The sequence below is a fragment of the Microbacterium schleiferi genome, from assembly GCF_038150145.1.
Taxonomy (GTDB): Bacteria; Actinomycetota; Actinomycetes; order Actinomycetales; family Microbacteriaceae; genus Microbacterium; species Microbacterium schleiferi_B.
In genome coordinates this window covers 1-24094 of the sequence record NZ_JBBWSA010000017.1, presented here as the reverse complement: position 1 = coordinate 24094, position 24094 = coordinate 1, and the positions used below count along the sequence as shown (strand labels likewise).

The following is a 24094-nucleotide window of genomic DNA, read 5'->3' as shown; positions in this document are numbered from 1 at the left end:
CATGCGATCGACAAGGGCGGATATCTCGAGGTGCAGGGCAGTCTCCAACGCGAGCCCCAGAACCCTGCCGACCCGATGGCGGTCTCTGTGCAGGTCGAAGGCGAAAAGGTGGGATACCTTCCGGGCTATCTTGCGCGGGATCTCCGTCTCTCTTCGGGCGGAGCACAGTCGGTTCGTGTACAGATCTTCACCGAGCTGCTTCCGAAGGGCTTGCGCGCAGAAGCCTGGGCTTGGCTCGGAGCAGGAGCGCCGAGATGGCAGTGGACGGCGGAGAAGCGACCGCCGCTGTCGTCCGCGGCAAAGGCCGCGGCGCACCAGGCCGATGTCGACAGTTTGGTCGCCGATGCGTTGGCAGGAGGCGGGCAGCGCGCGAACGAGTTTGAGGCGGGCATGGTCAACGGTGTCCACTACCTGCAGCTTGTGGAACCCATCAAGCAGCTAAAACGCGAGGACCGCCTCGACGAGGCGCTTACGCTGTGTCTCGCGGCTATCGAAGGTGCTGAAGCAGGTCGTGACGGACGCGAACCGGCTCCCTGGTATACCGAACAAGCGGCGATCATCTACCGCAAGCTCGGTCGCCGAGATGATGAGGTGGCTGTGTTGAGGCGGTGGCTTGCGGTCTGCCCGCCCGAGCGCCGAGAGGGCAGCAGCATCAAAGCGAGGCTGCGCAAGATCGAGGCGTAAAGAAGCCCGAACGCCGGCGCTTACTGGATTACGGCGAGATAGCGGCCGCGATCGTCCAGAGCTACACGACCGGTGACGAGCGCCCGTGCCAAAGCCTCAGAGAGACGGGCTGAGATGCCCTCGGTGAGTCGCTTGCCGCCGAAGAGGGCGAGCGACTCACGCTTGATCTCTTCTTCGGACATTCCACCCGCGAGCTCCGTCACAACGGCCATGGCGTTCGCAATCTCATCGATCGGTGTCTGGTCTAGAGGACGTCCCTCACCGGGTTCGCTACGACGCGCGGTCCGCCACGATTCCGGATCGGCACCCTCCGGCCACACGCATGAGTGGTCGGAGCTACGCAACAGCTCCGCAGGTACACACCGGAGGATCGACTCGGCGCGCTTCGCCGATACCTTGGACAGGCCGAACGACTCCGCGACGAGTTTCGCCAGGCGCATCTTGTCGATGGGGCCTTCGGCTGTGACCGCGTCTTGGATGGCGCGACGAACCCGCGCCACCGCCGCAGGGCGAGGAAGCTCGTCCAGTGTCTGCGTCGTTCCATGCCCGTTGGGACGCCACGGTGTGAAATCGCGCAGGTTCGGATGACTCAGTTCAATCTCTTCGGGCGAGGTAACCGCCGCGGGAGTCGCCGAGCTCCTGACCGGGGGAGTCTGGTCGGCCAGGAAGCGGGAAGTCGCGGAAATCCGCTCAGATTCCGACGTGATCGCGATCGGAACATCAGGTGCTTGCCGCATCTCAACGAGCCGATCACGGGCGACCTCAACAGCCGCAGCCAGTCGTTCAAGCGTCTGCTCGCGTTCCTGGAGCCACTCCGGCATCCAGACGCGCTCGACCCCGGGCCACTTCATGAGCTTCCCAAGTACCTCGATTGGCAACCCATCGCGATCGGCGACGGTGCGGCGTGCGCGCCATAGGTCGCCGTCCAGGAGGACGGCGAGAAGCGGCTGATCCGGTTCATCAACTGCAGCGATAGATAGGTCGACCCGGAAGTCCGAGAGGCCGACGTCGGTAGACACAGCAAACCCGCGCATGCGCAACTCGGCGGCGATCTCATCGCGGTGGCGGTCAACGACCCGCAAACGGTTCGGGCTGTCGGAAGCGGCTTCGACACCGGATGCTGCGAGCTCGAGGTACCCCTTTAGATGCTTGATTCCGACTGAGGTGGTCTGCTCCGCGCGAAGCTCCGAAGGATCGAAGCTCGCGTAGAGCACAACCTCGCGTCGCGCTCGCGTGATCGCTACGTTCAGGCGCCGCTCTCCGCCGGCGCGCGTTAGCGGTCCGAAGTTCAGGGGCACGATGCCACGATCGTTCGCGCTGAACGCGACCGAGAAGAGGATCAGGTCGCGCTCATCACCCTGCACGTTCTCGAGGTTCTTCACGAAAAGACCATCACGCTCATCCAGAGCCTGCGCGATCCGTTCGTCGGGGGCCTCGCGAAGCAGAGACTCGATGAGCGTCCGTTGCTGACTGTTGAACGTGATGATCCCGAGCGATGGGGTGCGACCGGGGCTTTCTGCGAAACGCTGCGATACGTCCTGGACGATCGCCTCGGCTTCAACGATGTTCGTCCGCAGGTCGCGACCCTTCCCGGAACGGTTGAAGTGCCCGTTGACGCGGATAAGGGAGACACCATGACCGGCGTTCGCTGCTGCTCCTGCGGCTGGCCATGGAGCGGGGAACGACGACAGGCGGCTGTCGTAGTAGGCATGATTGCTGAACGAGATGAGCCTCTCGTCTTGGCTGCGGTAGTGCCATGACAGCCACTTCTGCGGAACCCTGGATTGTACGCACTCTGTGAGGATCGACTCTTCATCTGCGACGGTGCCGGGCGCGGTGTCCTCGTCATCCACGGCGGTTTCGGCGAAGGTCGTCGGCGGCATCTGCTTGCTGTCGCCGACGACCACAACCGAACCGGCACGACCCATGGCGCCGACGGCGTCCGCGACGCGGATCTGCGAGGCCTCATCGAACACGACGACGTCGAATAGCCTCTCGTTTGCGGGCAGGAATCGCGAGACGGACTCTGGGCTCATGAGCGCGCAGGGAGCGACTTGCGTAATGATGTCGCCGTAGTTCTCGAAGAGAGCACGTACGCTCATGCCGCCACGTTGACGCGAGAGTTGACGCTTCAACTCGCCCATGGCGCCGCCGTCATAGGCGGGGTTGATCCGGCGTTTAGCGATGATCTCCGCCGGAACCCACCGCGGTAGTTCGTCACGGATAGCTGCCGCGCTGTCGGTGAATCGCTGGATGGTACGGCTGTGAGCGGCGACGTCGAACTCCATCAGGGCCTGCGACTCGCTGCGCTCGATCACGGACGTCGCAGCGATGCCCTTGTCGAACGCCAGTGCCGCGAGGTCGGCCGGTACACGCCCCGTCATGAGCGATTCGCGGGCGTCGGTCATGGCGGCCGCGCGGAGAGGTTCGAGCGCGGACACGAAGGCGTACCAACGCTCGAGCGTCACGGGCGTGCTCGTTTCAAGGTGGCGTGCTGCGCGAGTTGCCTCCCAGGTCTCGATGACGCCGCGTTCTGTCCCCCAGCGGTCGAGGAGCTCGATGCCGGCCTCCTCCGTCGCACCGATCGCCACAGCGAGTGCGCGCCAGGCGTTGGCGATTCTCGTGATCTGCGCCGATAGGGCTTGATCAGCTGCGCTCTGGGCGTAGTAAGAGCGGAGTCCATGACGCCAGCTCGTGTCCGTCGTTGAGGGCGCAAGCGCACGACCGGTCCACACAGCCCACTCGAGTGTCGTTGTCGCGGTCTTGGCGTCGTCCGCGAGATACGGATTCCAGCCGTGGGTAACCACCGTGATTGGCAGGGTCGAGAGCGCTTGGCGAAGACCGCCCAGGGCGCCGCTCGCGGCGGCGATCTCGGCGACGAGAGGCGTGACCGAGCGGGGACGAATCGTCTTCGGATCGACCTTGAGCGCCGCACCGAACTGCGTCAGAACCGCTCGCTGTCGCTTCTTCCGGCCGAAGAAGCTCGACGCATCTGCTGCAGCTGCCGCGGTCTGAATGGGCGATATGTCGGTGGTGAGAACCTCGGGCCCCACCTGAGCGAACCAGTCGCGTGCCGGCGCCGCAGCGGCGAGCTGCTGTTGGAGTGCCGGGATCTCGCCGCTCAACACTCGCTGATGCACGGCGTCGACCGCGTCGAGCGGGTGCCGCGGCGCGCGAGCTAGTGAAGCCCACTCCTCGAGATCCTTCGGGCTCCGCGCATCGCGGAGAAGTTCTGCGACTCCGGGAAGAGCGTTGAGCTCTGTCAGCGCCGCGTCGAATTCCTGCGCAGCACGATGGATGCCAACCGCGGCCGACTGATCCCGCTGTCGCGGGTCGATGAATCCCCACGGGTGGAGTGGCGCGGGGTGGGCGAGATCGGCGGTCTCCGGCAAAGTGCGCAGGACGCCGCGGATTTCATCGATCTTCTCCGCCGCTTGACCGGACACCAGACTTGCCGGGACTTCGAGCGCATCGACGTCCTCAGTGGACGCGAGGAACTGCGACCGCGCCCCGTAGAGCGAGAGCCCCGCGGAGTTGGCGTCATGGAGACGCTCTGCGTAGCGCCGCAGCGCGCCACGGCTGGATGCGGCCGTCTCGGTGTTCGTCTTCAGGGAGGCTCCATCGGGGTGGGCCGCCGCGTCGATCGCCTCGCGGATCTGCGCGCGAATCGCGGTGGGACGTGCACCCTTGTCGTGCAGATCCAGGGCGAAGGGGGAGAGGCCCACCGCGTCGAGGCGCTGCTTGACGACATCCAGCGCGGCACGTTTCTCAGCGACGAACAGCACCCGCTTTCCTTGAGCGAGCGTGTTGGCAACGATGTTCGTGATCGTCTGGGATTTCCCGGTTCCGGGAGGGCCTTCGAGCACGAAAGTGCGCCCCGCGGCTGCGTCCGCGACCGCTTCGAGCTGGGATGAGTCAGCAGGCACGGGCACGGCGTTGCCGAGCGCATCGAGGTCGATCGATTCGACGGCCGCGACCGGGTCCGAAAACGCAGAAGTCGGGGTGTGGATGAGGTGTGTGACGAGCGGGTTCCCGGCCAAGCTCTCCCAGTGCTCGTCGAGGTCCTTCCAGAGGCGATACTTCGCGAACTGGAAGATCGCGAGATCGACGGTGTCTTCCACCTGGAAGGGGAGACGTTCTTTCGCCAGTGCCTGCCGGGTCGCCCCGAAGGCCGCAGGCAGGTCAATGCCTGAGTCATCCTTCGCCGGGTTGGCGAGCCCGGGGATCTGCAGCCCGAATGTCTGACGGAGCTTCTCGAGCAGGCAGTAGTTCGGCGTCGACTCGCCGGCATCGTCGAGTGAGATGCGGAAGCTCTGCCCGCGGCCTGCAGCTTCGAGAGTGACAGGGACGAGGACGAGTGGGGAGCGCAGCTCGCGGTCGTTGAACGTCCACCGCAGCATGCCGAAGGCGAGGTACAGGTTATTCGCTCCGGTCTCTTCGACGATCGTCTTGGCTTTGTAAGCGAGGGCGCGCAGACGGCTTGTATATGTCGCGTCCGTGATTCCGATGAAGGCCGACTTACGCTCGGTCAACTGCGCGGAGAGCGTCGCTGCGGGAAGCTGTGCAGCCGACTGGAGCCCGCGAGCGCGGTCGACCTGTGGGATCCGATCACCGGGGATCAGTGTGATTGATGTTCCGGCGTTGACCATGTCTTCGAATACAGGCAGTGACTGATCAGCAACGGCGATCGGGAAGCCGCTCGAGCCTGTGTAGTTGATGAGGCGATTGCGCAGCGAAAGGTCCAACAGTGCGTTCTTCCACTGAGAGATTCGCGGGGGGAGTGTGCGCGCAGTGCCACCGGCGATCGCTGATGCGTTCGGGACGTACTCCAACCCGTCCACCATGCTCGGCACGGCGTACTCGCGCACCTCGACGGTGCCGTCCTCGTTGACGGTTCGGCTGGGCAAGGGGAACACGCGTGCGCTGCGCGCCGCCCGAATATCAATGACACCGATCGGCGTCTCGTGGCTGAGCAGTGCGTGCGCGGCACGGCGCGCATCCGCGAAAGCCAAGGATGCGTCTCCGCCGGTCAGCTTCGTGGTTTCAATCAGTTCGAGCCCTTCACCGACGTGACTGATCGCTTCGCTCGCATCGACGTCGGCCGGAGCGCTGAGACTGCCGTCCACCCGCCAATAGCCGAGGAAGATGTGCCCCTCGAACAGCCAGAGCGTCGAATTGATCCCCGCCTCCTCTAGTGCAGCTGCGAGGGTCACAGTTGTATCGAGGCAGGTGCCGAGCCGTCCGTTGAGCACATCCGCAGGAGTGCGGACCTTCTGCCCGACGAGTCCCCAACTCGCGGGCGGCTCCGAGTATCGGATGTCTCGCGCGCGCATCGCGTCGTAGATCGCCTCCGCGGTCTTGTCCACGCGTTCCTTCGAAGCGGACTGATATCCGTCGAGATCTGGCCTGCCGGTACTCGTTCGAAGACGGTCGGATGCCTCGACGAGCAGTGGTGCAATCGCTGCCGCCTGTGGTTGCACGAATCCCGGCAGCAGCTCGAGACTGAGTTGCAGTGGCTCGGCGAGCCACTGGCTGGCAGCGAGAATCTTGATGTCGGAATCGCGCGAGGCGAGCAGGCGACCGGCCTCGTCACGGACGGTGACACAGATGCTGCCTAAGGTCGGGTGCTGCAGGTCTGCCATACGGGCCGTGTCGAGTCTCAGCTCCGGGCCGCGGATGATCGTCGCGGCAGCATTGGTGAGTCGGGCGATGACGACGTGGGGATCGCTCAGCGGTCCGAGCTCACCCACCACTTCGATCTCGACCGATGCCGCGTCGATATCGGTACCGGTGTAGTTGATAGTGATCTCATCGAGGAGGGGCACACCATTTCGTGCATGCACGTAGCTGACGACGGGAACTGTCGAGACATCGATCGTGGCCTGGCCGCGCGGACCATCAGTCGATGGTCTGTCCGTAGCGTCGATCGGCTCGGGATCCGGATGGGTCGTGTCGGTGCCTGAGGACGATGTCACCGCTGGCTCCGGTGTGAGAGCCAAGAGTGTGATCGCTGCGAGGGGCGCGAGTCGTGCAGCCGCCTCATCCGCGCCGACAGCTCGCAGCAGAATCCCCGCTGAGTCCAGCGCGCGATACACCTCCGCAACTGAGAACTCTTCGTTGTGTGCCCAGCGGTTGCGGACATCGCGCAGCTCGCTCGCACAATTCGACGATTGACGGTTGAGGATTCCAGAGAACGGATAGCCGAGGGTGCCGAAGTTCTCGGTCATCGCTCTCAGCAGGATCGACAGGTCGCGCGCGTTGTAGCGATCGATATGGCGTCCACTTTGGCGGTCCTTCTGGGCGATGATCTCGGTCCACTCGGGGACCTGAGGTGCCAACTCGGCGAAGCGGGCACGCACGATCGGCTCAAGCCCGTCCACCAGCACGCTGAGAGCGCTCTCCAATACTTCCCGCGGCTCGAACTCTGACATCGATCCCCCGTCTCGCGACGTATTCGGGAATCACCATTCACGGCTGCGCGGATGCGACGTCGATTCCCCAGACATCCATACTCTGGCATACCTCCCGGACACGCCCTCGTTCGAAGCCCGCGTCATTGGCGCGTTGAGCTGCACGGCGGACGGGGCACACAGAGTCCGCACCGACGAGACGCACGAACGCGCTGAACTCCCTCACCTTGAGGCATCGCGGGTAGAGAGCTCCCGCCGTGCGATACCTCGAGTGCTTTGAGACCCGACTTGACTCCGTCGAGGTGGGTCGTTCTGGGGCTGCGGTTCCAGCGACTGTCGATGAACGGCAAACGTCGAAGTAAGCCCGTGCCGAGTGGCACATAGGTGGCGCGCGCAGTTGGACCCCAGCCGTACGATGACGTTGGCAGACCGTGATTGAGGGGGATCGACGTGACTGACTCGGAGAATGCAAACTCGACGGTGCTTGAGTCGGGGCCGATTCCGGCCGGTATGACTTCTCGACGAACCCCCATGACCGTCGGATACCGGACGATCTTTCGAGTCCCGCATGATGACGCCGTCTCTGTCACCGAGCGCAACGTCCGAAGCTGGCTCTCGCAGAAACTCGGCCGTGCCGGTGCGCTCGACGACTGGGACGGAGTTTCGTCCCGTGTCTTCGGCTCGCGCTTGTCGATCGTTGTCGTCGATCTAGGGAGCTCCGGACAGACTCATCGTCGCCTATACCGGTTGTTCGACGAAAACTCGGGTGGTCGATTTGAGATCGCACTCTTTGCCGCATCGGCTGCGAGCGGCGGGCACATCATCATTCAGGCCGCTCGGGACGCTGCCAGCACGGAGAGCGCGATCGATGGTGTCGCGACTCCGAACATCGTTCGCCAGATCCTCGGCGACATACAGGTGCATGATGGGTCGACGATCGTCTCGGACTCGCCGCGTGTCGTCCGCACCGCGGACGTACCAGAGCTCATCGGCTCTCTGATCGACGAGAGACGCACCATGTCGTTGATAGTGGCCTCGTCCTTGACGCCAGACGTCGACGCGCGATGGCTGTCGGTGATCGATCAGCTCACGCGATTCAGCGTCGGAGTAGCGACGGTGTTTGTCGTCTATGCGGACGCGGTCGACGAGCTGAACAGAAGTCTCCCGGCTGAGCTACGGGTGCCTGCTGGGCAGGTGCGTACGTTCGCACCCGGAGTTAGTGTTGACGGTTCTGACGACGGGATTGCGCATAGGTTTCTCGGGCCTGCGACCTTGGGGCGCGCTATCCGCAACGGTCGCGTGCAGGGAATGCTGCCAGTTGTGCATGCACGTGGTCCGCGCGCACGGTTGCTTGAACGAGGAGTCCCCGCCGATGCGCGGCGCACCATCGACCTACTGTCGAGGGCGGAGGTTGCGGAGCGGCGATCGATCGAGGTGCACCGCAGAGTTGCAGAGGGCACGCATCGCGTTGCAAGCGTGCAGGAGCGACCACCTCGAGAAGCCAGGACGTCGGGCGGGCCCGACGTCGCCAACATGCCCGCTACGCAGCGCGAGAGCGGGATCGGTCCGGGGCCCAAATCCGTAGATCCGAACGGGATGGGGCCGGGACTCACCTCAGCGCCCCGCTCCGATTCAAGGAGTGGAGTCACGGCCTTCGCCGATGCGGTCCGAACGCTCATTTCGAAGTGGCTAGGGCGCTCCGATGTCACGAGTGAGTCCATTGCGCAGCTGGACTCATTCCTCGGCGGTCAGGTCGCCGAGGTGACTGTGGCGACCGAGCAAATCGACGAGGTTCTCGAGGAGAACGAAAAGCTTCGCTTCGAGCTTGATGAACTGCGTGCGGAGATCGACAGCGATGACCTCGAGTCAGCCATTCTTGCTGACGAAAATCGAAAGCTGGAGCACGAGAACCAGCGCCTGAAGCGAAGACTCCGCGATGCCCAGATCTTCTACGTGTCAGAGGACAATTCGCTCGATTGGGGACCCCCAGCCGATGTCGAAGAACTTGTCGCGCGACTCACAGCGGGGGAAGGGCATCACCGTGCCTTCGACCGGGTTGTCTTCACTGGGAAGATCGATAGCGTGCTCGAGGTGCGTAGGCGTGATCCGTACGGCAAGTACGCGCGCGACTTCTGGGACTTCGTTCACGTTCTCCACGACTATGCAGAGTTAAGGGCATCCGGGGCGTTCGCTGGCAATGTACACATGTACCTGACAGATGACACGATCGACGGCTATCGGTGCAATCCTCAGCGGCATGCGGGACGCGAGAGCGACAGCGTGCTGAACAATGCGCAAATGCGCGCTGAGAGGGTGCTGACCGTACCCCCGGAGGTGGACGCTACCCGACGCGTCTTGATGGACGCACATTTCAAGCCCACGCACCGAGATCGTTTTGCTCCACGTATGCATTACTTCGACGACGCGGCCAACACCGGGAAGATCTACATCGGCTACATCGGGCGTCATCTAACAACGGACGACTCCTAGAGAGCGCCGCAAGGTGTGATGTACCGTGCGAGATCCGATCATCCCCGATACCAGGGTGAGATGAGTTATGGGTTCGTCTCGCTGGACACTTTTTAATGCCTGGAGTGGCTGCGGCATCCCCAGGACGCCGCTTGGTGTGATGTGTACGACTCAGCTCGGCTTGAGCGCCTCATGCCATGACCGCAGCCGCCGTAGCGATAGTGGCGACGTCTGCCCAGTCGCCGAGAGTCACCGTGCCTCGCCTTCCCGGTTTGCGGAGTACCGCGGCGCCATGGACTCCATCTGGTCCATCACGAGCTTGATTGCCTCGGGCTGCTTGTCCGGCGGGTACTTGTACTTCACCAGGAGCCGCTTGATCGAGGACCGCAGCTTCGCGCGGACGTCGTCGCGCACGGTCCAGTCCGTGCGCACATCTCGGCGCATGACGGCAACCAGCTCGCGTGCAATCTGTGCGAGCACGTCCTCGCCCTGCACGTCGACCGCCGACTCGTTCGTCGCGACAGCGTCGTAGAAAGCGAGCTCATCGCTCGACAGCGGCGGGGAGAAGCTATCGCCGCGGGATGCCTCAGCGGCCACGTGTTTCGCGAGCTCAACCAGTTCCGCGATGACTTCGGCGGAGGTGAGCTGCTGGTTCGTGTACCGGTTCATGATCTCGGCAATCCGCTCCGAGAACGCGCGTTGCCGGACGAGGTTGCCTCGCGTCGCGGCCGCGCCGGCATCCGTCAAAGACTTGCGCAGCGCCTCGATCGCGAGGTGCGCGTTCGGGAGAGCCTGCGCCTTCGCGAGGAACTCCGGACCTAGGTCATCAAGCGCGAGGCGCGGCAGGCCGGCAGCGTCGTAGATGTCGAGCACGTCGCCGGGGGCGATCGAGTCGGCGACGAGGGTGCCGAGCAGTCGGGAGATCCCCTCGGGGATCGGCTCGTCGCGCGACTGCCGCTCGGCGGCGTCGAACTTGGCCATCCAGACCCGCACCTCTTCGTAGAACGCGATCTCATCGTGCAGCTCAGCGAGCCCCGCACGCCCGGAGGCGAGCGCCCACGCGCGGGCCAGCTGTCCGGTCATGGTGCGGTACTGCGACGAGAGCTTCTCGGAGCCGAGCTCCTCGGCGTTCAGCGGGTTCTGCGGGTCTCGCAGGTAGTTCGTCGCCATGGTCGCCGCGGTGCGCCAGGCCCGCGATCCGCCCTTGCTCACGACCGCACGCCAGTCGCAGTCGGCGAGAATGTCACGGATGTGCGCGACCAGTTCAGTTGCGATCGCCACTGCTTCATCGACATCGCGACCGATCGGCCTGTTCTCTTGGTCCGAAACGGTGTACTCCGAGAGCGCTTTCGCGAGGTTATCGGCCAGCGGCGCGTAAGCCACGAGGAGGCCGTCCTTCTTCCCGCGGAACGTCCGGTTCACACGGGCGAGGGTCTGCATGAGCAGCGCACCCTTGAGCGGCCGGTCGAGGTACAGGGTGTGCAGGGGTGGGGCGTCGAACCCGGTGAGCATCATGTCCTTGACGATCACCAGTTCGAGCTCGTCGTCGGCGTCCTTCAGGCGCGCCTTGATCGTCTTGTTCTCGGACTCACGCCTCACGTGGTCGCTGACCGGCGACTGGTCCGACGCCGACCCCGAGTACACGACCTTGATGCGCCCGGAATCGAGCGCATCGGAGTGCCAATCCGGTCGCAGCGCGACGATCGCCGAATAGAGCCGCGCGCAGATCTCGCGCGTGCCGCCGACGATGAGCGCCTTGCCAGGCGACTCGAGGAACGGCAGCATCCGCGCGCGCCGTTCCTCCCAGTGCTGCACGAGGTCGCCGGCGAGCGTCTCGATGCGCTCAGGTGCCCCGTACACCGCGTTGACGACGGCGACGGATGCTTCGAGCCTCGCCCGCTCGGTGTCGTCGAGCCCGAGCGTGTACTCGTCGGCGGCGCGGTCGATATCCTCCTCGCTGGCGCCGTCGGCGAACGATACCTTGATGAGGCGCGGCTCGAAGTAGACCGGAACGGTCGCCCCGTCGTCAACCGCACGCGTGAGGTCGTAAATGTCGATGTAGTCGCCGAACACCGCACGCGTGTCGCGCTCGGCGAACGAGATTGGGGTGCCGGTGAACGCGATGAGCGTCGCATTCGGCAGTGCGTCGCGCAGATGCCGGGCGTACCCGTCGAGGTCGTCGTAGTGGCTGCGGTGCGCTTCGTCGACGACGACGATCACATTTCGGCGGTCGGTGAGGAGAGGATGCTGCGTTCCGGAGGCCTTCTCCTTCTCGGTGAGCCCGAACTTTTGCAGCGTCGTGAAATACAGGCCGCCGGTAACCCGATTGCTCAGCTCGTCGCGCAGCTGTGCCCGCTCGCGCACTTGCATGGGCTTGTCGGACAGCAGCAGGCTCTGTGCGAACGTCTGAAAAAGCTGCCCGTCGAGCTCGGTGCGGTCAGTGACGACGATCACGGTAGGGTTCTTGAGCTTCGGATGCCGCGACACGAGGTTCGCGTACAGCTCCATCTCCATCGACTTGCCCGACCCCTGCGTGTGCCACACCACGCCGGCCTTGCCGTTGGTCTCGACCGCCTGAACCGTCGACCCCACGGCCTTCGTCACCGCGAAGTACTGGTGTGGCTTCGCGATGCGCTTGGTGAGGCCGTCGGAGCTCTCGTCGAACGCGGTGAAGCTGCGCACGAGCTGCAGGAACCGCTCCTGGTTGAACAGTCCGTTGAGCGCGTCGTCGAGCGGCTCAACTGACATCCCATGCTCGAGCCGCGGCTGCTTCAGCGGGGCACCGTCGTCGTCGACGTTCCAGGGCGCGAAGTGGTTCAGCGGCGTGAACGGCGTGCCGTACTTGGCCTCGAGCCCGTCGCTGGCGAGCGTCAGCACGCAGAACCGGAACACCATCGGGAACTCGCGCAGATACGTTTGCAGCTGCCGATGCGCGTCAGCGGCGCCGGCGGATGCCGAGCCGGCACGCTTCAGCTCGACGACGACCAGCGGCATCCCGTTGACGAACAGCACGATGTCGAACCGGCGGTGCAGATCACCCTGACGGAGCGTGACCTGGTTGACGGCGAGCCAATCGTTCTCGTGTGGCTGCGTTCCGAGAAGGCGAAGCCGCGGGTTCCGCTCGACGCCGTCGGAGTCGATGTAGCTCAGGGGATACCCGTCGACCAGGTACTGGTGGATGCGGTGGTTTTCGGTGATCGCGTCCTGCGAGGTCGGAGAGGCGATCTGGGCGACGACTTGCTGCAGATACTCGCCGGGGATGCCGGGATTCAGGCGACGTAGTGCGTCGAGGAGCCGCGGGCGGATGAGCAGGTCGTCCCACGCGTCGCGCTGTCCACTCCCGGGTGCGATATCTTCGCTCTTCGTGGGCCGCCAGCCGAGCGGCTCGGCGAGCATCTCGAGGGCGTCCTGCTCCCAATCGGATTCCGACAGCGCCGTCACGTCAGTGCTCCGCACCCTCGTCTCCACCGGCGTCGCCACTGCTGGTCTCGCCGGTTCGCTGGAGTCGGTTCGCGATCTTTCCAGCGAGCCGCCCGGTCGACATCCGCGCATTCTCGAGCGTGTCGTTTCCGAAACGGCCAACAGTCTGCAGGCCATCCTTGCCCGCGCCGACGACACCGTCCCGCATGTCGGCGGCCGCGGCGGACCAGCGGCGGGCTTCGAGGAAGTCGCGTTCGTCAGCGAGCCCGAGGGTCATGTGCAGGTCGCGGACACTGGTCGCGACCTCGTTGCTGGCGTTGACGACGACCTTGGCCGAGAGCGGGCTCAGCAGCACCTTGGCGTTCGCGCGGCTTGCGGCTGCGTCCATCCTGGCGACGAGCTGCGATGTCGACTTCGCAATCGCATCCGTTCGCCGCTGCCGCGCCGTGTGCAACGCGAGTCGGTGCCGATCGAGTTCGTCAGGTGAACTGTCGAGTACGCGATCGATCTCCAGAACAGCCATCGCGTCCTGCAGCTGGAAGCAGCGCGCGAGTACCGAAAGCCACTCGACCACGGTGTCCTGTGCCTGCTTCGAGACATCGGCGAGGTCGCCGATCTTCGTCTCCTTCTCCAGCTTCTCGGCAAGCGCGTCGAGCTGACGTAACGCGTACGCCTGGGTGCGGGCGATCGTCGATGCTGATCCCTGGACCTTCGACCAGGTCACCTCCGAGACCCGGCCGACCTCTGCCCGGACGACCATCGCTTCGTCGAGCATCAGCTCGACGCCGATCATGTCGGCCAGCACCGCGTCCTTCTGGGCGCGCAGGATGTCGTCGACCTTCGCATCGATCTTGGCGAGATACTCGGTGATCTCTTCCATCTGCTGCTGCATCGCGTACTGTGCCATGATGCCGCCGACCCCGGCGAGGATCGCCGGGTTGGTAAGCATTGCGCCTGCTTTGCCGGGCTTGATGAACTGGAGGTTCTTGGTGAACTGACCGTTCGACCCGCGGGTCGTGGCCTGGACGAGGTCGTTTCCTCGGTCCACGAACCTCGAACTCTTCGCGCCGCGCGATGCGATCTGCGCGGCGCGCGCCGACTCTTCGGTCAGCTTCATCCAGCGGCCGGCGTTCGCTGACACCTCGGACGCGGTCTGCAACGCCGATCCGCTCTTCGCCACCGCCGAATTCAGCGGCCGCAGGTCCAGCTCGCGCGACGGTGCGCCCGTCGATGAGACAAAGAGTTCGACTGCGGCGGACTCGCCGAAGACGACCAGACCGTCACCATCACTGATCAGCTCAAGGTCGTGCCCAAGCGCCTCGATGGGATCGAGTTCGTCGGTCATGTCGTCGTCTCTCTTCGTGGTGTCGGGTCGGTCAGTCAGCGAACTCGAATTCGAGCGTGATCGTCGGGTCGATCGCGTGAATGATGCCCGAGTAGAACTCCTCTGCCTGCTCCTCGAGCACGGGCCTTGCACCTTCGACCGTCTCGGTGACCATCTCGTCATCGAGCACAGCCTCAATCACGGCGAATTTGTCGATCTCGGGGGTCGTCCAACTCAGGACGCCATTCCGTTCGCTGACGACCGAGATGTCTGGGTTCGCGTATCCGAGGTAGAGGAACTGCGGAATAGAAATGAGGTACGCGTTGTCTTCGAGGCGTTCGATCGTGACGTCCTTGCCTTCGATGCCAAGCTTGGCGTCGAAGTCATAACGGACGAGCAACGTGCGGTCACTTCCCGGCAGGTTGAACGCGAATGCTTCGAGACCGGGGATGCTGATCTCGAATCCGTCCTCGCGCTCTTCGAGTGTGTCGCCGACGCCGGTAGTCACCAACACCACCTGCTCCTCGCGCGTGATCGAGCGGATGACCGATACGTCGCGCGACTCAGTGGCGCCGAGCACCCGCCCCCATGCCACGCCAAAATACGCGGCAACACCAATCAGGGCGATGACGACGCCGACCAGCAGAATCTTCGCCCAGATCGGCGTCTTCTTGATGGGCTTGGGTGCAGGTGCGGTCACCGAAGGCGGTGTGGCCGTGGTGGTCATGCGCTGCTTCTCCCCAGATGCGTGCGACGGTGCAGTCTTCTGAATCTATCCGGTCTCCGCGTGGGTCGCGCTCACACGCCGGCTTCGGATGCCGCCGCCTCGACATCGCGGACGCGCAGCTTCCCCGCCATCAGCTGCGGGAGCAGGGTGTCGCGTGTGGCGGCGAGTGTGCCGTTCTGAACCAGCGCAGCCCGAGCAGCTTCGTGGAGCGATGAAACCCGCGAATCGAAGCCGGCGAGCAGACCCTTCGAGGGAGTGCGTACCCGGAGTCGCCTGAAGTTGCCGCGGCTGAGCTCGAGAAAGGTTGCCCCGTTCGCCCATGAAATGAACTCTTCGATTCGGCTCTCCATCTCGTGAAAGAGCCACCAGCGCAGGCGGGGATTGTGGGGCTCGACGACGATGAAGCCCTGGTTGACCGCCGTCGGGACACCGTTGACTGCTAGGGCGCCGATCGTGGCGCGCGACGTCATGAGGATTGCCCCTGGGTTGAACAGCTTGGAGCTGCATGCGGCCAGGCCTGCGGGCGTGATCGAGCGGGTAGTGGACTCCAAATACGGGCCCACAAGCGCGGTCATGTCAGTCGGGGTCGCCCACGAGATGTCGCCGTCCCAGAACATAGGGTTCTTGGTGCTTGGCGTTCCCCCGCCGTTGACGGCTGCGATCTCATCGAACGTCGGACCCCACGAGGCGTCGTGCACGGCAGCCGCAAACTCCATCGACGCGAGCCTGGTGGCGGTGCCGGCGAGGGCGGTGTTGGCCGCGATCTTGTCGTCGAGGGCGCCCAGCACCTCGGCGATCGCCTGCTGGTCGGGGCGCTTTGGGATGACTACAGGCACCGCCTGGAGCGTCGACTGTTTGAGATACGGAAGCGCACTTCCCACCGCGTGAGAAGCCAATCGCACCGTCTGGAGCAAGTAGTAGAGGAACCGCGGATCGGTGGTCGGGGCAGGGACCGCAGCCATGAGGTTGTTGTCGATGGCGGTCGGAATCGTTAGCCGACGGACTCGCTCGGACTTCATGCCCTCACCAATCTTGGCGAACACGCTCGAGCCCGCGGGGAAGAGTGAGAGGCGAAGGGAGCTGATCTGCGTTTCGCTCACCCAGTTGTTGGCGCGGGAGATCGTGGAGTCATTGCCAGACAGACTGAGGTCGCTCACCTTGATGAACGGTGCGGCGCCCGCACGGCTGCCTTGCTCCTCCTGAGGGAAGGCATTCCCGCCCTTGAATGAGCACACCTGGCCGAGCGTCGTCTTGTCCCATTCAGACATCGACCCTCCCAAGCTGCTCGCGCACGACCTCAGCCAACCTCGCCGACTCGGCGAACTGTGCCTCGAGCTCCCCCCGGAGCCGGGCAAGCTTCTCCTCGATCGGCTCGCCGTCATCCTCCGCCTCGGCCGCGCCTACGTACCGCCCAGGGGTCAGCGCGTAATCGGCCGCCTTGATCTCGGCTAGCGTCGCCGAGTAGCAGAACCCAGGAACGTCCGCGTACTCCTCAGGCGCAGCATCCGATTCGACTCCACGCCAGGCGTGGAACGTGCCCGCGATCTTCGCGATGTCGTCGTCACTGAGAGCGCGCTCGGCGCGGTCTACCATGTGGCCGAGGTTGCGCGCGTCGATGAACAGCACTTCGCTGGCGCGCTTGCTCTTGTCCTTCGCGAAGAACCACACGCACACCGGAATCCCCGTCGAGCGGAACAGCTGCGTCGGCAGCGCCACCATGCACGACACCAGATCCGCTTCGACGATCTCGGCGCGGATCTGGCCCTCACCACCGGAGTTCGACGACATCGAACCGTTCGCCATGACAACACCAGCCTGGCCGCCGGGGGCGAGCTTAGAGAGGATGTGCTGGATCCACGCGTAGTTCGCGTTGCCCGCTGGCGGCACGCCGAAGCGCCAGCGCGGGTCGTCTTCGCTGCGGGCCCAGTCCTTGATGTTGAACGGCGGGTTGGCCATCACGAAGTCGGCCTGCAGATCGGGGTGCAGGTCGCGCGCGAAAGTGTCGCCCCAGCGCGGTCCGAGGTTGCCCGAGAGTCCGTGGATGGCGAGGTTCATCTTCGCCATGCGCCACGTGCGCTCGTTGAGTTCCTGCCCATACACCGAGATGTCGCTGCCCTCGCCGTGGTGGGCGTCGATGAACTTCTCGGCCTGCACGAACATACCGCCCGATCCGCAGCACGGGTCATACACGCGCCCATGCGTGGGCTGCAGCAGCTCGACCAGAACCCGCACGACGCCGGCGGGGGTGTAGAACTCCCCACCCCGCTTGCCCTCGGCTGCGGCGAACTTTTCGAGGAAGTACTCGTACACCTCGCCGAGCAGGTCACGGGCGCGGCGCCCATCCGACCCGCCCTGGCCCTGGGCGGCGAAGCGGGCGGAGTTGAGCAGGTCGATGAGTTCGCCGAGGCGGCGCTGGTCGACGTTGTCGCGGTTGAAGATGCGCGGCAGGGTGCCCGACAGCTGCGGGTTGGCTTGCATGACGGCGTCCATCGCCTCATCGATCAGTGCACCGATCGACTTTTCGGGGCCGTCCATCGACGGCACGAGACCCTTCGCGTTCTCGGCAAGGAATGACCATCGCGCGTTTGCGGGAACCCAGAACACTCCACGGCCGGTGTACTCGTCGGTGTCGTCGATGAGGTCGGCGATCTGTTCGTCGTCATACCCCTCAGCAGTCAGCTCCGCGCGGATACCGGCGCGACGCTCGTCGAATGCATCAGACACGTACTTGAGGAAGACGAGGCCGAGGATGACGTCCTTGTACTGCGACGCGTCCATTGATCCGCGCAGCTTGTCGGCCGCCTTCCAGAGCGTGTCTTTCAGCTCTTTCATCGTCGAGGGTGCCTGCGGGGCGGCTTTCGGTGCGCGGGGCATGTGCTTCCTTACTGCGTTGATACCGCATCGGCGGCGTGGTTCGTGTCGATCATGGTCACCGCTCCTGACGCCGCCCCCGCTACGATGAGAGCGGCATAGTCGGCGAGGCGCGCGGCGCGAGTCTCGAGGTCTTGGCGTGCGGTTGCGATGTCGCTGAGCACCCGGCGGAGCGGCGTGATGGTGTGCGGAGCGACACGACGTAGCATCCATCGTTTCCATGCTCCGGGGCCGGTTGCAGCGCCGGTGATGTCGGCCGCGATGACCTCAGGCACGAGCCCGCCGGGGTCGCCGGCGGTGATGCGAAACACGCGGGCCGGGAAAGCGACGACCTTCGAGCCGTCGGCATCTACCCATGCGGCGGCGGTGGGGCTGGTGCGGAAGATCACGTCGCCGGGGCGTGTGAGTGATGCGTTCGGGTGCTGTGCTGCGAAATCGAGCTGATCCACGCGGGTGCGACCGATCAATACAGGGTTGTCGAGGTCGGACGAGGTCACCACGACGAGTCCCTCCGAGCCCAACAGGTCAGGATTGAGGCGGGTGCCTTGAATCCTCCTCAAGTGTCCGGCATCGATCAGTTCGGGTACCGACGCGGCGCGCGGGACGGCGTGCGCATCGGTAAGCACCTCGATCGGATCAATATCGCCACGAACTGTGTCGGCGGCGATGTCGAGAAGAGCGGCGAGCTCTGCCGCGTCCGTGGTGGAGGGCGCCGGCTTTCGAGTCGCCGATGCCACGAGTGAGCCGCTTCGTGCCTGCAACGACGTCGTTCGCACGAACCTCGCGAACCGGAATTGATGGGCGCGCAGGTCCCGTCCGCTACCAGTGCCCGCGATCAAGTCCGAGACGAGGTCGGCACGTGTGGCGAGAGTGAGCGGAATCGCAGTGAGATCGGCAACGGCGGTGACTCTGTCCGCCAGTGTCACCTCACCTACCGGCTCGCCGAGCAGCCAGATCGCGAGTGACTCGCGTGTCGCGCTGTCGACCAGGCCGGTGGGCAGCCGCGCGATGCCTCGCACCCGTCCGGAACGAAGGATGTCGGCCCGCGCTCGCTCATCGGCGGGAGGCAACGAATCGACGAGTGCCCTCGCGGGGCCGATCACCACCGCCGCATCCGAGCCACGCAACGATAGGGAGACCTCATCGACCGCTCGCAGCATTCCGGCCACGTCTTTGCTTCGCTCCGAGGGTACGCGCGCGACAACGACCGAGCGAGTGGTGGGTTCCTCTGGATCGGTGAGCCAGTGACCATCGACGAGCAACTGGCGCCGCACTCGCCGGCTGCTTGATTTGGCGGGCACCATGATGCCCACCGCGTCATCAAGCTCACCCGCGAGTGCCGAGGAGAGAGCGGCGTCGCCTGCATCCAGGGTCACTGTGTCGCCGTCGCCAACCAGCGCGAGCGCGGCGTCGACAACCAGAGCAATCGCATCGGCCACGAGCGGTCCTGCGGATCCTGCAGCTCGGTGGGATACAGCATGTCGGCGGGCCACGAGAGCCAACGCCGCCGACGGCGAGAATGCCGCGTCGATCAGACGCGCTGCGTAGTCGAGCCATGGGGCACCCCGCTGCAGATGTGTCGAGATCTCGGTCTGGAGCGTCTCATCAAAAGGGTCGATCGCGTTGGCGGTCGCCTGGATCTGCGCGTGCGTGAGCCCGCCCAGATCGTCGACCTGTGCGTGGAGCGCAATGAGCGCCTCCACCTCAGCGACTGCCTTCGAGTCGGCGAATGAGAAGTCGGCCGGGGCGGCCGCCGCTGCAGCATCCTCGCGCGCATCCGGGTTGTTGCCGTGCTCCGTCCGTACGAGCCAATCGGCCACCATCTGAGCGTCGAATTGCAGCCGACCGCTCTTCTCGTTGACCGCAGGCGGAAAGGCGTCAGAGGTCGAGGCAAATCGCGAACGCCACATCGATGCCACGGGTCGCTGCACGCCGGCTAGCCGGGCGACGCCGGTCAGGTCGATGAGAAGCGATGGCGTTGTGGGCATGCGACCAAGGTACTCCGAACCGTGAACCTGCAAAGGTCAAAGCTGATAAGGGGAGTTATCAGCGTAGTTTGCGCCAGGGCGCGAGATTTGATCCACGATCTGTTCCACCGACATCACGTCGCTGATGCAGACAGGGCGCTACCGGGGCCGCCCCGCCTGCGGGACTCGCTCTCGCCCCTATTTGGAGATACCCATGACTGAGATCACATCGACCAACGCCTCGAAGGAGATTAAGTGCCCGCACTGCGGCACCCTTTTCACTATCGACGAAGCGCAGTACGCCGTCATCGTGCAGCAGGTGCGCACCACCGAGTTCAAGCACGAGCTTCACGCACGTCTCGCGGAAGCCGAGAAGACCAAGTCCGCGGAGATCGCTCTTGCCGTTGCGAATGCGACGCAGCAGGCGCAGAAGGTCAGCGCTGCCAAAGACACCGAGATCCAGCAGCTCAAGTCCGAGCTCAAGTCGGCAGCGACCGACCAGGAGCTTGCAATAGCGAAGGCTGTGGCTGCTGCGGAGGCGAGTCTCAACGAGGCGAAGAGCCAGCTGGTGCTTCAGGCGGCCGAGCAGAAGGTGAAAGATGCAGCGCTCAAGGAGTCGCACACTAAGGAGATCGCTCTCAAGGACGAGCTCATCGACCGCTATAAGGACATGAAGGCGAAGCTGTCGGTGAAGCTCCTCGGAGAGACCCTTGAGCAGCATTGCGAGACAGAGTTCAACCGCATGCGCTCGCTCGCCTTCCCCAACGCGCAGTTTGGGAAGGACAACGTCGCATCTGCTGGTACAAAGGGCGACTATGTCTTCCGGGACTTCAGTGATGACGACGTCGAGTACGTATCGATCATGTTCGAGATGAAGAACGAGTCCGACCTGACCGCTACGAAGAAGAAGAACGAGGACTTCTTCGCCAAGCTCGACAAGGACCGCAACGACAAGGGCTGCGAGTACGCAGTGCTCGTTTCGATGCTCGAAGAAGACTCCGACCTCTACGCGGGTATCACCGACGTCTCGCATCGGTACCCGAAGATGTTCGTAATCCGCCCGCAGTTCTTTCTGGCGATCATCGCTCTGCTCCGCAACGCTGCGCAGGACACCATCGTGGTGAAGGCCGAACTGGAGCAGATCAAGAAGCAGAACATCGACATCACCGACTTCGAGTCCGAGCTCGAGGGCTTCAAGTCGGCTTTCGGCCGCAACTACGACCTCGCCAAGCGCAAGTTCGACGCGGCCATCAAGGACATCGACGCCGCCATCGACCGGCTCCAGAAGGTCAAGGAAGGTCTGCTCGGGTCGGAGAACAACCTTCGCCTGGCGAACGACAAGGCGGAGGCTCTGACCGTCAAGAAGCTCACCAAAGGCAACCCGACTATGGCTGCGAAGTTTGCATCGCTGGGCGCCACCGACGAGGATGCCGCCTAGCTGGGTCGTGCGGGCTAGGTGTCCGCACTCGAGACGCGGACGACTTCCTCGTACAACTCGCACAACGATGCCCGCGCATCGCAAGGCAGCCGCCACGCAGCCTGATTCGACGCCCCATCTCTGATATCCTGAAGTGTCACTCGTGGGCTTCGTTCTGCATGCCTGCCCGCGGGAACGCGGGGGAGTGACATCGCATAACCCAATCCACCTGGCCTTGGTGCGGCATCCGTTTGCCCGGATTTCGAGCCTGGCCCCGACTACAACACCATCCAAGGACAACCCACTACATGACTACTGCAACGACCGCCCCGGCCACCAAGCAGGTTGCGATCAACGACATTGGATCTGCTGAGGACTTCCTGGCCGCGGTCGAAGAGACCCTCAAGGGCAAGGACTTCAACGACGGCTCGCTCATCGAGGGCACCGTCGTCAAGATCGACCGCGACGAGGTCCTCCTCGACGTCGGATACAAGACCGAGGGCGTCATCCCCTCGCGCGAACTTTCCATCAAGCACGACGTCGACCCCAACGAGGTTGTCAACGTCGGCGACCAGGTCGAGGCGCTGGTTCTCCAGAAGGAGGACAAGGAAGGCCGCCTTATCCTCTCGAAGAAGCGTGCCCAGTACGAGCGTGCGTGGGGCGATGTCGAGAAGATCAAGGAGAACGACGGTGTTGTCACCGGTTCCGTGATCGAGGTCGTCAAGGGTGGACTCATCGTCGACATCGGCCTGCGCGGATTCCTCCCCGCGTCCCTCATCGAACTGCGTCGCGTCCGCGACCTGACCCCCTACCTGGGCCAGGAGATCGAGGCGAAGATCCTCGAGCTCGACAAGAACCGCAACAACGTCGTGCTCTCGCGTCGTGCGCTGCTCGAGCAGACCCAGTCGGAGTCGCGCTCGAACTTCCTCAACAACCTGCACAAGGGCCAGGTCCGCAAGGGCACCGTCTCGTCGATCGTCAACTTCGGTGCGTTCGTCGACCTCGGTGGCGTCGACGGTCTCGTGCACGTCTCGGAGCTCTCGTGGAAGCACATCGAGCACGCATCCGAGGTCGTCGAGGTGGGCCAGGAAGTCACCGTCGAGATCCTCGAGGTCGACCTCGACCGCGAGCGCGTGTCGCTCTCGCTCAAGGCCACCCAAGAAGACCCGTGGCAGGTGTTCGCCCGCACCCACGCGATCGGCCAGATCGCACCGGGTAAGGTCACCAAGCTCGTTCCGTTCGGTGCGTTCGTTCGCGTCGCAGACGGCATCGAGGGCCTCGTGCACATCTCGGAGCTCTCGGGCAAGCACGTCGAGCTCGCCGAGCAGGTCGTGTCGGTCGGCGAAGAGGTGTTCGTCAAGGTCATCGACATCGACCTCGAGCGTCGCCGCATCTCGCTCTCGCTGAAGCAGGCCAACGAGTCGATCGACCCTTTCGGTGTCGAGTTCGACCCGGCCCTCTACGGCATGGTCACGGAGTACGACGAGAACGGGGAGTACAAGTACCCCGAGGGCTTCGACCCCGAGACCAACCAGTGGAAGGAAGGCTTCGACGAACAGCGCGAGAAGTGGGAGCAGGAATACGCTGCAGCCCAGGCGCGCTGGGAAGCCCACAAGGCCACGGTTGCCAAGGCCGCCGAGGCCGAGGCCGCCAAGGAAACCGACGACAGCTACAGCGGTTCGTCCGCATCGGGCTCCGGCTCGTACTCGAGCGAAAGCCCCGTGGGCACGCTCGCGGATGACGAGGCACTCGCGGCCCTGCGCGAGAAGCTCTCGGGCCGCTAAGACCCGGCACCACCCGCGTCACAGCCGGTAGCACCACACAGCAACGGAAGGCCGGGATCCCCTCGGGGGTCCCGGCCTTTCAGCGTTCCCGGGGCGCGTTCGGTTCCGGTCAGCGCTCGGAGGACGCCGGTCGCGCGGGAAGGAAACGCGCCACCACGACCGCGGCCGCCGCCGTCAGCAACGCCGCGCCCACGGTGATCCCCACCCGCATCGCATCACCGGCGAGCACCTCACGCGGCGCGAACGACGTCAACACGATCGTCACCGTCAACGCCGCCGCATACGCCCAGTACGGCCGAGCCGTGAGCTTCAACACGGCTGTGACAAGCGCGGCGACACCGCCCACCAGCGTGACAGCCTCCGCCGGAACCCACACCGCCACCGCGTAGGCGATCACCCCGCCGAGCACCGTGCCCGCCACCCGCGCCAGCACGCGAGACGCGAGCTTCGCGCCCGTCGGCTGCAGCACGACCGCGACCGTCAGCACCGACCACCATGCATTCGTCTCGCGGAACCACGTCAGCGTCACGAACGTGAACAACCCCGCCAGAAACGCCAACAGCAGCGTGTAGGGCAGAGTCGGCGGGGGAACTTCGGACGCCGGAACCCGCACCCTCCGCAGCGCCAGCCATATGACAGCGCTCGCCCACGCGGTGGTGAAAGCCACAAGAGCGCCGAGGGCGACGGCGACGCTCAGCGGACCCATACTCGCGAACGGTGCGGATGCCGAATCCGGCACCGCCATGAGGTAGACAGCCAGCACAATGACCAGGGCGCCAGTGCTCTCTCGCCCGATCTTCACGAGCGGCGACGCGAGCACGGCGAGGCCGACGACCAGCGCCGTGCCGAGCCAGGGGAGAAGCGGTCCGGTCTGCACGAGCAGCAGTGAGACGAGAACCGTCACCGCCGCCGCTGCGGACACGAGGACCATCGAACGGATGCCTCCCCGTGCCACACCGAGCACGGGCAGCAGTGACAGCACGAGAACGCTCGTTGCGCCCGCCCAGGGTGAGAAGGCCGT

Annotated in this window: 12 protein-coding genes; 4 read left to right on the top strand and 8 right to left on the bottom strand. The window is 64.6% G+C overall.

Going from position 1 to position 24094, the window contains the following annotated elements; genetic code table 11:
• Nucleotides 1–684, top strand: a 684-nt coding sequence (locus tag AADH62_RS14440) for an HIRAN domain-containing protein (protein ID WP_341580126.1), incomplete at its 5' end; no start/stop codon positions are given.
• 20 nt (nt 685–704) lie between these two features.
• Here AADH62_RS14440 and AADH62_RS14435 read toward each other — a convergent pair.
• Complete coding sequence (locus tag AADH62_RS14435; RefSeq protein ID WP_341580125.1) at nt 705–7115, bottom strand: DUF4011 domain-containing protein; 6411 nt, start codon at nt 7113–7115, stop codon at nt 705–707.
• Nucleotides 7116–8168: 1053 nt separating this feature from the next.
• Between AADH62_RS14435 and AADH62_RS14430 the strand changes: the two genes are divergently transcribed.
• Entirely contained in the window at nt 8169–9584 is a 1416-nt protein-coding gene (locus AADH62_RS14430; RefSeq protein WP_341580124.1) for a hypothetical protein, read from the top strand.
• Between the two features lie 228 nt (nt 9585–9812).
• Here the strand turns inward: AADH62_RS14430 and AADH62_RS14425 are convergent, their stop codons facing one another.
• The 6 genes from AADH62_RS14425 to AADH62_RS14400 all read right to left on the bottom strand — a co-directional run bounded on the left by AADH62_RS14425 (nt 9813) and on the right by AADH62_RS14400 (nt 19893).
• Nucleotides 9813–13019 (bottom strand): type I restriction endonuclease subunit R, encoded by a 3207-nt coding sequence (locus AADH62_RS14425; RefSeq protein WP_341580123.1) that lies wholly within the window; start codon nt 13017–13019, stop codon nt 9813–9815.
• On the bottom strand, nt 13006–14328 hold the full coding sequence (locus AADH62_RS14420) for a hypothetical protein (protein WP_341580122.1): 1323 nt from the start codon (nt 14326–14328) through the stop codon (nt 13006–13008). The genes AADH62_RS14425 and AADH62_RS14420 overlap by 14 nt, the downstream gene beginning before the upstream one ends.
• Before the next feature lie 31 nt (nt 14329–14359).
• A complete protein-coding gene (locus AADH62_RS14415; RefSeq protein ID WP_341580121.1) occupies nt 14360–15034 on the bottom strand; it encodes a hypothetical protein in 675 nt (224 codons plus the stop codon).
• A gap of 71 nt (nt 15035–15105) precedes the next feature.
• Nucleotides 15106–16302, bottom strand: coding sequence for a restriction endonuclease subunit S (locus AADH62_RS14410; protein ID WP_341580120.1), 1197 nt, complete (start codon nt 16300–16302; stop codon nt 15106–15108).
• Nucleotides 16295–17908 (bottom strand): class I SAM-dependent DNA methyltransferase, encoded by a 1614-nt coding sequence (locus AADH62_RS14405; protein WP_341580119.1) that lies wholly within the window; start codon nt 17906–17908, stop codon nt 16295–16297. Before AADH62_RS14405 ends, AADH62_RS14410 begins: the two co-directional genes overlap by 8 nt.
• Before the next feature lie 8 nt (nt 17909–17916).
• Complete coding sequence (locus AADH62_RS14400) at nt 17917–19893, bottom strand: hypothetical protein (protein WP_341580118.1); 1977 nt, start codon at nt 19891–19893, stop codon at nt 17917–17919.
• A 193-nt stretch (nt 19894–20086) separates the two neighbouring features.
• Here AADH62_RS14400 and AADH62_RS14395 point away from each other — a divergent pair, with 193 nt between their 5' ends.
• Entirely contained in the window at nt 20087–21310 is a 1224-nt protein-coding gene (locus AADH62_RS14395; RefSeq protein WP_341580117.1) for a DUF2130 domain-containing protein, read from the top strand.
• 287 nt (nt 21311–21597) lie between these two features.
• Entirely contained in the window at nt 21598–23073 is a 1476-nt protein-coding gene (gene rpsA / locus AADH62_RS14390; RefSeq protein WP_292734758.1) for a 30S ribosomal protein S1, read from the top strand.
• A 109-nt stretch (nt 23074–23182) separates the two neighbouring features.
• Here the strand turns inward: rpsA and AADH62_RS14385 are convergent.
• The coding region (locus AADH62_RS14385) for an FUSC family protein (RefSeq protein WP_341580116.1) at nt 23183–24094 on the bottom strand (912 nt) is incomplete at its 5' end.

Excerpts from the sequence above, each read along its gene's own strand:
- AADH62_RS14435 (WP_341580125.1), bottom strand. The coding sequence starts at position 7,115 with ATGTCAGAGTTCGAGCCGCGGGAAGTATTGGAGAGCGCTCTCAGCGTG.
- AADH62_RS14420 (WP_341580122.1), bottom strand. The coding sequence starts at position 14,328 with ATGACCGACGAACTCGATCCCATCGAGGCGCTTGGGCACGACCTTGAG.
- AADH62_RS14415 (WP_341580121.1), bottom strand. The coding sequence starts at position 15,034 with ATGACCACCACGGCCACACCGCCTTCGGTGACCGCACCTGCACCCAAG.
- AADH62_RS14410 (WP_341580120.1), bottom strand. The coding sequence starts at position 16,302 with ATGTCTGAATGGGACAAGACGACGCTCGGCCAGGTGTGCTCATTCAAG.
- AADH62_RS14405 (WP_341580119.1), bottom strand. The coding sequence starts at position 17,908 with ATGCCCCGCGCACCGAAAGCCGCCCCGCAGGCACCCTCGACGATGAAA.
- AADH62_RS14400 (WP_341580118.1), bottom strand. The coding sequence starts at position 19,893 with ATGCCCACAACGCCATCGCTTCTCATCGACCTGACCGGCGTCGCCCGG.
- AADH62_RS14395 (WP_341580117.1), top strand. The coding sequence starts at position 20,087 with ATGACTGAGATCACATCGACCAACGCCTCGAAGGAGATTAAGTGCCCG.
- rpsA (WP_292734758.1), top strand. The coding sequence starts at position 21,598 with ATGACTACTGCAACGACCGCCCCGGCCACCAAGCAGGTTGCGATCAAC.